Here is a 9,970-nt window from a genome sequence, read left to right as displayed (position 1 = left end):
CCTACCTGTAAAAATAATCGTATTGATGAATTGTTGCCGCTGCGGGCAAAATCGGTTGTTTGCTGATCGTCTAGGTGGGACTGTCGGACGCATACAGAGTGCGCATGATGCTCACTCTCTTATTTTTTATACTCCAGGTAAGTATATTTTATTGTCCATATATTTACTGGTCTATAGGACGTTTATAGAGAAATAATGGGGGAGTATTTGCTTTTTCCATAAAATAGATGAATTAAAGTCATTCGCCAAAGTGATTTATTAAGGCGATTCACCGCTTACTGCAATTCCGCAATCAACGCCACAATTTCTGCACCGTAGCGCTCTAATTTTTTCTCGCCAACGCCAGTCACACCTCGTAAATCGTCCATTGATCTAGGATTGGCTTTGGCGATTTCGCGCAGGGTCGAATCATGGAAAATAATGAAGGCCGCTGTGTTGTGCGCCTTGGCAGTTTCTACCCGCCACCAACGTAGTTTTTCGAAGATCGCTTGCTCGCTATTCGAGAGATTTGATTCAGCATAATCTTTCGCCGATTGACGTTTATGTTTGACGGCTTTTTCTGCTTTTTTGTATTGACGTAGTTGTACTTTGGTCTCGCCTTTTAAAACAGCGCGTGACTCCTGAGTGAGTTTGAGCGAGCTAAAATTGTCATAATCGACTGAGACCAGACCGAGTGCGATTAATTGTCGCAACAGGGCGCGCCACTCTGCTTCACTTTTGTCAGAGCCTATACCAAAAGTGGACAGCTGATCATGTCGCCATTGCTTGACGCGATCAGTGTCGATGCCACGCAAAACGTCAATGATATGACCCGCAGCGAAGCGTTGATCGGCACGGTAGATAGTAGAAAGAATTTTTTGTGCTGCCAGGCTGCCATCAAACGAGGTTGGTGGTGACAAGCAGGTGTCGCAGTTGCCGCAGGCTTGCGATTGCTGTCCAAAATAATCGAGGATATGTACGCGCCTGCAATTCAGCGTTTCGCACAAGCCCAGCATGGCATCAAGCTTAACGCCTTGCACACGTTTAAAGGTTTCATTCGCCTCAGACTCATCAATCATACGACGCTGCTGAACTACGTCTTGCAAACCATAGGCCATCCAGGCATTGGCACTCGTTCCATCACGTCCGGCACGGCCGGTTTCTTGATAATAGCCTTCAATACTTTTGGGTAAATCCAGATGGGCGACAAAGCGCACATCAGGTTTGTCGATACCCATGCCAAAGGCGATCGTCGCCGTCATCACTATCCCGTCTTCGCGCAAAAAACGAGACTGATTTTTTGTCCGGTCCGGTAGCGCCATCCCGGCATGATAGGGCAGGGCAGTGATGCCGTTTTCATTCAAAAATTCAGCGGTCTCTTCGACCTTTTTACGCGACAGGCAATACACAATCCCCGCATCGCCATTGTGTTGCGCCTGAATAAAATCGAGTAATTGCTTGCGTCCATTCGCCTTCTCCACAATTTGGTAGCGGATGTTAGGGCGATCAAAGGACGAGACAAATTGCAGTGCATTTTCTAACTGCAAGCGGTGAATAATTTCATCACGGGTTTGTTGATCGGCGGTCGCGGTCAGGGCGATACGCGGCACCGACGGAAAGCGTTCATGCAAGATCGACAGCTTGATATATTCTGGCCGGAAATCATGTCCCCACTGGGAGACGCAATGCGCCTCATCAATCGCAAAAAGAGCCAGTGGCGTTACCGATAATAATTCCAGACAACGCTGTGTCATCAAGCGCTCTGGCGCGATGTACACCATGTCCAGCTCGCCGTTACGCATCATTTTTTCGATACGTAAGGCTTCATCAAAACTTTGTGTTGAGTTGAGAAAGGCGGCCCTAACACCGACTTCTTCCAGTGCATCCACCTGATCCTGCATCAGCGCAATCAGTGGCGAGATGACGATGCCGACGCCATGCCGTATCAGCGCTGGAATTTGATAACACAAAGACTTACCGCCGCCAGTTGGCATTAGCACCAGAGCGTCACCGCCCTTGACGACATGTCCGACAATTTGTTCTTGCTGCCCACGAAAAGACGGGTAGCCAAATACGGTTTGTAATAAATGCAGTGCCGGATCGGCAGTATTGCTGGCTTCTGTCACAACTTAATCAACCCAGGCGATCGCGCCAGTGTAGGCAGTAATTAAAATCATGATACCGAAGGCAATACGGTACCAGGCAAATGCATTGAAATTATGAGAAGCGATATAACGCAATAACCAGCGTACACAAAAGAAGGCTGAGATAAATGCGGCAACAGTTCCGAGGCTAAATACCGGCACATCGGTCATCGATAATTCATGACGTGCTTTGTAGAGCGAATATACGGTTGCTCCCAGCAAGGTCGGAATCGCTAAGAAGAACGAAAACTCAGTGGCGGCTTTTCTGCTTAAGCCAAATAACATACCGCCAATAATCGTCGCGCCTGAGCGGCTGGTGCCGGGGATCAAACCGAATGATTGAGCGATACCAATTTTGAGCGCATCTAACATCGTCATATCATCCACGGACTGGACACGCGCCACTTTGTCCGCAATGGCGACTGTGTTTGCGTTGCCAGTAACGGGTTTGTTTTTACGCTCTACCCACAAAATAATCAAGCCACCGATGATGAAGGCAAGTGCGACCGGAACTGGTGCAAACAAATATGCCTTAATCGTTTTGATGAACAAGACACCCAGTATGGCTGCGGGCAAAAAGGCAACTACCAGATTAAGTGCAAATTTCTGAGATTTTTTATCGCTCGCTAACCCCATCGTCACGCTCGCAATTTTTTGCCGATATTCCCAGCAAACCGCGAAAATCGCACCAGCTTGTATCACGATATCAAATACTTTGGCCGTATCTGATGAAATGCCTTCGGTAAAGTTAATCAGGCTACCCGTCAGTATCAAGTGCCCTGTAGAAGAGATCGGCAGGAATTCCGTCAGTCCCTCAACGATACCCATGATGATGATTTTTACGGCGAAGATAAGATCCATAGTCGGCAGAAAATTGTGAGTGAATGGGATGAAAAAAAGAAGGTAGATGATGCGTCAATGCTGGACAAATATAAGAAAAATCGCATGCTCAATTAGTCGGCACGAAGCTTAACATGGTCGCATGCTACGCGCCCCTCGAATTTGTTACAAAGTGCGATAAATTCATATACTCCCCATAAATTTTTTATTAAATGGTGTATTGTCCAAATAATATATGGACATATTTAAAATACTATATGGGAGTATTTTAAATATAACAAAAAATGTTTGTACAGGTCGGGTGCGTTTGAGATTCCGTCAGCGCCATGTAGATATATGCTGGCAGGTGGTTGTCAGTGAAGAATATAAGGCTTACGCAAAATTGTCCCCCGCAAGGCGTGGCGACGAAGATAGCACTTAAGTAGAGCCAGGAGCTACAACTCAGCTGGGGCGATTTTGCGTAAGTCTTAGAGTAGTCCAACGTCGTCTGATTAATCCTGTTTTACAAAAATTGGATATGATCTATTTTGTCTTCGCGTTGCAGCGATGTATTGCATGCACACTTCACATACTTACCTCCACTATTGACCCATCATGCATAAATTAGTCTTATTGATATTCTTACTGGTCAGTCAGTTTGCTTCGGCGCAAACTTCTGGCAACTTAGAGGCTGGTAAGGCCGCCTTTAAAAAATGTGCTTCGTGTCACCAGGTTGGTCCCTCTGCACGAGGTGGTTTTGGCCCTGAACTGAATGGCATTATCGGCAGACGCGCAGGGGCAACGGGTGATTATCGATATTCACAAGCAATGAAAAATTCGGGCATCGTCTGGTCAGAGAAATCGTTGACTGCATTTTTGAAGGACCCCAGCGATCTTGTACCCGGTACAAAAATGCGTTTTTACGGGATTGGTGATGAGAAGGAAATTGTCAATCTGCTTACCTACTTGCGTAGCTTCCCAATGGTTAATGCGAAGCCGGTGCAGTAATTCTCTCCAGCTCGCTAAGCCATTGAATTGCCTGCTCCCGGGTTGATCCGCACATCTCTGTGGACGGCTGAAGTCCTGAGCAACAGGAGGGGCGCTCCGGACGCCCAAAAATCTGACATTGATTATTTGCCGTCAACTGTATGCATCTGACGCCCGCCGGTTTGCCATTGGGCATTCCGGGGATAGCACTCGAAATCGAAGGGGCGGTGCAACATGCACCGCAATTGTCACGACAAATCATGTGGGTATTTCATTAGTAAAGTTATTCAGTAGAGTTTTGACCAGGATACGGCCTGACTTGTGTTGCAGGTGCTTCGTAGACACTTCTCAGTTCCTATTTAACCCAGATTTTCCATTAGACCGCTACCACTTCGCAAAAAACGCAGACGGCATGCGTTCTTCAGAGGGGTAACACCACCGCGATTTGAGTGGGAGCGCTACAGCGACAATTGCACCTTTGGCGAACTGCCTGGCGTTGCTCCTCCTCCTAGCAAGATGCAGCTTGCGTCGTCGTCGCGTCTAGCCAGTCAGTTCGCCAAAGGCACACTTGTCGCTGTTCCAATGGAAAATCTGGATTTAAATAGTAGCAGACACTTACCATATTGAAAAACCATCAATCCCTCCGGTGATCTTGTCGTTCGCGGCTGTATTTTGTCATTTCAGCCTCCACTTTTGTTGCTTGATCGCATAGCAATGGCGATAGGAGGATGGAAGCTGCACAATCTGGCTCAATTCGGTGCGGACATACTACAGCAGGTAATCATGCAGTTCGAGCGGAAACTGTTTCCTTGACGCTCAGGGTAGAGAAGTTTATATTACTGACTCTTCAGTAAGTTAAATTTCCCCATCATCATGTCCTGTCCGTTCAAGCCCCGCTGGGAGCGTCGTAAGGATGCTCGCCCTCAAGAACTACTTGCTGCTGCACTCGATTTATTTGTCGAGCGCGGGTTCGCTGCTACGCGTCTGGATGATGTGGCACGCATTGCAGGTGTCTCTAAAGGGACTTTGTATCTGTATTACAGCAGTAAAGAGGAGCTGTTCAAAGCAGTTGTGCGTGAAAGCGTCGTGCCTTTAATTGGCGAGGCGGGTGAATTAATTGATCAATTTACTGGCAGCACTGCCGATTTGTTCCGCCAGTTCATGGGAACCTGGTGGGAGCGGATTGGCAAAACCAAATTGTCGGGACTGAGTAAGTTAATGATGGCGGAAGCGGCTAACTTCCCTGATCTGGCACAGTTTTATTACGAAGAAGTGATCGCCCCCAGCGATGCAATGATGATACGTTTGTTGCAAAGAGGTATCGATAGCGGGGAAATGCGGAAAATTGATCCTAGTATTGGCGCCAAGATATTGATCGCGCCTATGATCATGATGATGATGTGGAAGCATTCCTATAGCGTGTGCCAGATTCGGACCGAGGATCTTGAAACCTATCTAGAACACTACATGGACATGGCATTACGTGGACTGTTAGTTAATCCAAACTGAAGTAGTTGGAGTAGTTGGTTAACGTCGGTGGACGGGCGCTCTGTTGATTTAAATTGGCCTGAATTTGTCTAACTTAGTCTGAGAGGGAGCCACTGCAACACCGATGTATTCGCTCAAAAAAAACAAAATAAAAATTAAATAACACGGGATAACTATGCTGCAGCGTCGGGGATTATGGATCATTGTTGTATTGGTATTGCTAGGTGCAGGATTTTTTTTCATGAAGAAAAAATCGAGCGACAGCTTACAAAATACAAACACAGCGCAAAAAGCAGTCGCCAGCGTGACAGCGACCACAAACACACCACAAACACCACAAATATTAGAGTTTTTACCCACAGATATTGTGACAGTGGCTTCCACCGATATTCAAAAAACCTTGACCTTGTCAGGTGCCTTGCGCGCCATGAATCAATCCGCAGTCAAGGCCAAAGTCGCGGCAGAAGTGCGCGAAGTGCTAGTGCGTGAAGGTGAGGCCGTGCAGGTCGGTCAGGTCTTAGTTAAAATGGACAGCACAGAATACGATGCCAAGCTAGAGCAGGCACGCGGCGCACTCAAGGCAGCCCAAGGCCAGCTGGATATCGCCAAGCAAACTCGTGATAATAACAAGGCATTGCTGGATAAAAATTTTATTTCAGCCAACGCCTTTGATAACGGCGTAAACCAATATGCGATCGCTGCAGCCAATGTTGACTCTGCCAAAGGTGCTTTATCCGTCGCTCAAAAAGCCTTGGCAGATACCATTGTCAAGTCACCGATTGCTGGCCTGGTAAGTGTCCGCAGTGTACAACCAGGTGAAAAAGTCTCGCCCGATAATCGCTTACTGGATATTGTCGATTTACGTGTGTTAGAGATGGAAGCGGCAGTTCCTAGTCAGGATATTGCAAGCATCAAATTAGGCCAGCAAGTGACGCTCAAAGTTGAGGGCATCAATACGGCGATCGTCGGTAAAGTGACGCGGATTAATCCGGCAGTACAGTCCGGCTCGCGCTCTATCATGACCTATATTCAGGTCGCCAATACGGATGGACAAGTTAAAGCGGGTGTCTTTGCCGAGGCGCAATTAGCACTCGATAAAAAATCAGACGTGATGACTATCCCGCAAACGGCAGTGCAATACGACGCCAATAAAGCCTTTGTCTATGCGATTGAAAACAATGTCTTGCAACAAAAAAATGTGACGCTGGGATTGCAAGGCGAGAGTAATGGCACGGCTAGTGTAGAGGTTTTATCTGGTCTGACGAAAGATGCGCAAATCGTCAAAGCTAATCTCGGCAGTTTGCGTTCCGGCGTTGCAGTGAAGGTACTGCAAGCGGCAGCTCAGACCAATAGCAAAGGCTAGGCCATGTGGTTTACGCGCATTAGCATTGGCAACCCAGTCTTAGCGACCATGATGATGGTGGCGTTTGTGGTGTTGGGTTTGTTTTCATACAAGCGTTTACGGGTGGATCAGTTCCCCGATATTACTTTTCCTGTGGTCGTAATCCAGACCGATTATCCGGGCGCATCGCCGGAAACCATTGAGTCTGACATCACCCGCAAAGTAGAAGAATCAGTTAACACCATCAATGGCATCAGCGCCTTGACCTCGCGTTCTTACGAGGGTAGTTCTGTGGTGATTATGGAGTTCGATTTAACCGTTGACCCGGCACAAGCCGCACAAGACGTGCGTGAAAAAGTTGCGCTGATTAAGTCGGGATTCCGCAAAGAAGTGAAAGAACCGCGCGTCACACGTTATGACCCTTCTGATAAACCTATTTTTTCGGTATCCGTGACTAACGACGACACGATTAAGAAAAGAGATTTCCGTGAGCTGACAACGATCGGCGATCAGATTGTCAAAAAACGTTTAGAGAATGTACGCGGCGTCGGCTCTGTTACTTTGGTCGGTGGCGTCAAACGCGAGATCAAGATTTATATTAAACCCAACGAGATGGAGGCACTTGGCCTGGGTGTCGATCAAGTCATTAATGCGGTAAAAAATGAAAACCAAGAATTACCAACGGGAGCGATACGCTCTTTGGATAATGAGAAGGTAGTACAGATACAAGGCCGTATCAAAAATCCTGCCGATTTTGGTCGTATTATCGTCAGCAAGCGCGGTGGACAACCTGTTTTTTTGTCGCAAGTGGCCACCATTATTGACGGACAAGAAGAGCAAGAAAGTCTGGCGCTTTACAACGGTCAACGCACTCTGGCGTTGGATATTTTAAAAGCCCAGGGACAAAACACCATAGAAGTTGCCGATGGTTTGGCTGAGGCATTAAAGAATCTGACGCCGCAGCTCAAAGCCTTATATCCCGGTGTCAAAGTACAAGTCATTAAAGACGGTTCTCGCCAGATACGTGTTGGCGTAGAAAACGTACGCAGAACCTTGATCGAAGGTGCTGCACTGACTATTCTGATCGTGTTCCTCTTCTTAGATTCATGGCGCTCAACGGTGATTACCGGCTTAACTTTGCCAGTCGCTTTGATCGGTACTTTCTTATTCATGGATATGTTTGGTTTCACCATCAATATGATTACGCTGATGGCATTATCGCTTTGCGTTGGCTTGTTGATTGATGACGCGATTGTTGTACGTGAGAATATCGTGCGCCATGCCGGCATGAAGGTGAATGGTAAGTATAAAGATCATCATACTGCCGCTTTAGAAGGTACTGCCGAAATTGGTTTAGCGGTGCTGGCAACGACATTCTCTATCGTCGCGGTATTTTTGCCGGTAGGTTTTATGGGCGGCATTATTGGTCGGTTTTTCCATCAGTTTGGTATTACGGTGACAGCGGCGGTATTGATCTCGATGTTCGTCTCTTTCACCTTAGATCCTATGTTGTCGTCGATCTGGCCAGATCCTGATGTCCATGCCAATGCTGAAGATAAAGCTAGCAAAGGGCGCAAAGGGCTTTACGCCAATACCATTGGTCGTGTGCTGGAGCAATTTGAGCGCGGTGTACAGTGGTTTTCTGCTGCATATCAGAACATGCTTAGGTGGTCGCTCAAGCATCGCATCATGACTTTGCTCATTGCCGCATTGACTTTTATTGGTGGCTTATTGATTCCTATTGGTGGCCTGATAGGATCAGAGTTTATTCCGCAAGCAGATTACTCAGAAACGGGCATCACCTTTTATACTCCAGTTGGTTCTTCCTTAGAACTGACCGAGACCAAGGTGCATCAAGTTGAGTCGGTGTTGAAAGAATTTCCAGAAGTCTTGGATACTTACAGCACCGTCAATACTGGTTCCGCCCAAGGTAAAAGTTATGTGACGACATACATCCGTTTAGTCCCGCGTAAAGATCGCATTAGAAGCACATCGCAGATGTCGATTCCATTGCGTAATCGCTTAACGCAAATTGCAGGTATTACCGTTACGCATATCGGCGCACTGGACGGTGTGGGTGGCGATAACAAACAACTACGGTTTAGCTTGCTTGGTACCGATCTCAAGCAATTAGCCATCATGTCAGAAGACGTGCAGCGCCGCCTTCGCGCCATCCCTGGCTTAGTGGACCTGGACTCTAGCCTGAAGGCTGAAAAACCGACTATTTCGATTCAGCCTAAACGTGATATCGGTGCTGATCTTGGTGTTGGCGTGGCACAAATTGGGAATGCCTTGCGACCTTTATTAGCGGGTGAAGCCGCAACCACCTGGCGCGCACCAGATAATGAAAATTATGATGTATCAGTGCGTTTGTCGCCTAGCGATAGAAATAACCAAGATGATTTATCACGCTTGATGCTGGCGAGTTCCCAAACCAACGCCGATGGTTCTCCCAAGATGGTGCCTTTGCGTCAGGTCGCTGATATCCAGGCATCGACTGGCGCCAATCAGATTAATCGTCGGGATTTAAATCGTGAGGTTGAGCTGTCAGCCAATGTGGTCGGGCGCTCTGCCGGAGAAGTTAGCGCCGAGGTCAAGAAGATTTTAGACAGCATGCAATGGCAGCCAGGTTATCGCTATCAGATGGGCGGAGCGTCTAAAAATATGGCGGAATCATTTGGCTATGCTGTGTCTGCACTGGCTTTGGCAGTGATTTTTATTTACATGATTTTGGCGTCGCAGTTTGCCAGCTTCTTGCAGCCGATTGCGATTATGACTGCTTTGCCAATGACACTGATTGGTGTTTTCCTGGCACTGATGTTTTTCCGGTCGACCTTGAATATGTTTTCCATTATCGGCTTCATCATGTTGATGGGTCTGGTGACCAAGAATGCGATTTTGCTGGTGGATTTTGCCAATCAGGCACGGAGGGACGGGATGAACCGGATCGATGCCTTGTTAGAGGCCGCTCATGTCAGGTTGCGTCCTATTTTGATGACCACCCTGGCAATGGTATTTGGTATGGTGCCTCTGGCATTTGCCTTGACCGAGGGTTCAGAGCAAAGAGCACCTATGGGGCAGGCGGTGATCGGCGGCATTATCACCTCGTCCTTATTGACGTTGGTGGTTGTGCCAGTGATGTACACCTATCTGGACGATTTGGGCGAATGGTTTAAAAAGAAATGGCTATCTTGAACAAATTATCTTTACT

At 47.4% G+C, this 9,970-nt stretch carries 7 protein-coding genes; 4 read left to right on the top strand and 3 right to left on the bottom strand.

The features are described from left to right. Positions 1–275 precede the first annotated feature (275 nt). Positions 276–2,105 carry a DNA helicase RecQ gene (recQ, locus tag AAKU61_RS01000; protein ID WP_322121249.1) on the bottom strand — a complete coding sequence of 610 codons (1,830 nt, stop codon included), beginning with the start codon at positions 2,103–2,105 and terminating at the stop codon, positions 276–278. Positions 2,106–2,108: 3 nt separating this feature from the next. Continuing rightward, positions 2,109–2,984: an undecaprenyl-diphosphate phosphatase gene (locus tag AAKU61_RS00995; protein ID WP_354328867.1), complete on the bottom strand. Its 876-nt coding sequence runs from the start codon at positions 2,982–2,984 to the stop codon at positions 2,109–2,111. Between the two features lie 573 nt (positions 2,985–3,557). Here AAKU61_RS00995 and AAKU61_RS00990 point away from each other — a divergent pair. Further along, positions 3,558–3,950: a c-type cytochrome gene (locus AAKU61_RS00990; protein WP_354328866.1), complete on the top strand. Its 393-nt coding sequence runs from the start codon at positions 3,558–3,560 to the stop codon at positions 3,948–3,950. Here the strand turns inward: AAKU61_RS00990 and AAKU61_RS00985 are convergent. Beyond that, entirely contained in the window at positions 3,928–4,134 is a 207-nt protein-coding gene (locus tag AAKU61_RS00985; protein WP_354328878.1) for a Fe-S-cluster oxidoreductase, read from the bottom strand. The two genes, AAKU61_RS00990 and AAKU61_RS00985, sit on opposite strands and share 23 nt — an antisense overlap. A 668-nt stretch (positions 4,135–4,802) precedes the next feature. Between AAKU61_RS00985 and AAKU61_RS00980 the strand changes: the two genes are divergently transcribed. The 3 genes from AAKU61_RS00980 (at position 4,803) to AAKU61_RS00970 (ending at position 9,954) form a co-directional block, all read left to right on the top strand. Next, a complete protein-coding gene (locus AAKU61_RS00980) occupies positions 4,803–5,438 on the top strand; it encodes a TetR/AcrR family transcriptional regulator (protein WP_354328865.1) in 636 nt (211 codons plus the stop codon). Positions 5,439–5,592: 154 nt separating this feature from the next. Continuing rightward, on the top strand, positions 5,593–6,780 hold the full coding sequence (locus AAKU61_RS00975) for an efflux RND transporter periplasmic adaptor subunit (protein WP_354328864.1): 1,188 nt from the start codon (positions 5,593–5,595) through the stop codon (positions 6,778–6,780). A gap of 3 nt (positions 6,781–6,783) precedes the next feature. Next, positions 6,784–9,954, top strand: a complete 3,171-nt coding sequence (locus tag AAKU61_RS00970) for an efflux RND transporter permease subunit (protein WP_354328863.1) — start codon at positions 6,784–6,786, stop codon at positions 9,952–9,954. Positions 9,955–9,970 lie beyond the last annotated feature (16 nt).

This window comes from Undibacterium sp. GrIS 1.2 (assembly GCF_040544435.1).
Taxonomy (GTDB): Bacteria; Pseudomonadota; Gammaproteobacteria; order Burkholderiales; family Burkholderiaceae_D; genus Undibacterium.
This window is presented reverse-complemented; position numbering and strand designations above follow the sequence as displayed.

Bases quoted from the DNA above. Each gene is read 5' to 3' on its own strand.
- AAKU61_RS00995 (WP_354328867.1), bottom strand. From the start codon at position 2,984: ATGGATCTTATCTTCGCCGTAAAAATCATCATCATGGGTATCGTTGAG.
- AAKU61_RS00990 (WP_354328866.1), top strand. From the start codon at position 3,558: ATGCATAAATTAGTCTTATTGATATTCTTACTGGTCAGTCAGTTTGCT.
- AAKU61_RS00980 (WP_354328865.1), top strand. From the start codon at position 4,803: ATGTCCTGTCCGTTCAAGCCCCGCTGGGAGCGTCGTAAGGATGCTCGC.
- AAKU61_RS00975 (WP_354328864.1), top strand. From the start codon at position 5,593: ATGCTGCAGCGTCGGGGATTATGGATCATTGTTGTATTGGTATTGCTA.
- AAKU61_RS00970 (WP_354328863.1), top strand. From the start codon at position 6,784: ATGTGGTTTACGCGCATTAGCATTGGCAACCCAGTCTTAGCGACCATG.